The organism is Deltaproteobacteria bacterium (assembly GCA_011773515.1).
Lineage (GTDB): Bacteria > Desulfobacterota > Deferrimicrobia > J040 > J040 > WVXK01.
The window spans coordinates 3,893-4,745 of sequence record WVXK01000023.1 but is presented as its reverse complement, the minus strand read 5'-3'; the positions used below and the strand labels follow the sequence as shown (position 1 = coordinate 4,745).

The 853-nt window shown below is 56.9% G+C and carries 2 protein-coding genes; one reads left to right on the top strand and one right to left on the bottom strand.

Annotated elements, in window-relative coordinates:
- Window positions 1-36: 36 nt before the first annotated feature.
- Entirely contained in the window at window positions 37-489 is a 453-nt protein-coding gene (locus tag GTN70_02645) for a DUF2007 domain-containing protein (protein NIO15892.1), read from the top strand.
- Between the two features lie 21 nt (window positions 490-510).
- Here GTN70_02645 and GTN70_02640 read toward each other — a convergent pair.
- Window positions 511-853 (bottom strand): hypothetical protein (locus tag GTN70_02640; protein NIO15891.1); only part of this gene is annotated, 343 nt, incomplete at its 5' end.

Below are 853 nucleotides of genomic sequence, written 5' to 3'. Positions count from 1 at the left end.
ATGGTAAAATAGAGGGAAAAGACAGGAGAGGGCACCGTGGTCTCGTCAAGAAGGGATAAACTGGTTACTGTGGCGACGTTTACCGATGTCATCGAGGCAAAGATCGTTCAGTCGATGCTCGAGTCAGAGGGCATATACTGCTTCGTGCAGGATGAAAATATCGTCGGCATCAACTGGCTCTATTCCGCGGCGGTGGGCGGGGTGAAACTCAAGGTGAGGGAATCGGACAGGGATGAGGCTGCGATGCTTCTGTCGGGGGACGTGAGGATCGAGGAGGTGCCGCAATTTACCCCCGTCGAAAGGGGAGAGAGCGAAGACAGGGGGAGGTGTCCCGCATGCGGCTCGGAGGACCTGTTCAGGGAGCATGTCTCCAAGCGCGCTTTTTTCCTCTCCTGGATTCTTCTCGGATTTCCCGTTCCATTTTTCAAAACCACCTATAGATGCCTGCGTTGCCGGCGGACCTGGAAAAAGGGGATGGAGGCAGGGTGATGATCCCCCGGCCGAGCCTTGTCAGCCCAGCGCGGATATTTTTTCCCCGAGCTTCTTTGTAAAGAGGGGGTAGATCTTTGCCGCCTCCCCGATCGCCTCGTTTCTGATGACCCGTATCGTCTCCTCGTCCGGAAGGGGAGACGGCGTGCATACGGCTGCCTGAACGATTTCAAAACCGGTGTTTTCCCTCACTTCCTCCAAGGTAACACCCGGGTGGATTGAGGCCACCTCAAGCCTTTTCTCCCCCCCGCTGTAGGAAAACACACAGAGGGGGGTTATGACCCGGGTCACGCTCCCCCTTCTCCAGGGGTAGGCGTCGTCTCCCCGCGAGGTGACGAAGTCGAGCTCGTTGACGAAGTTTTTC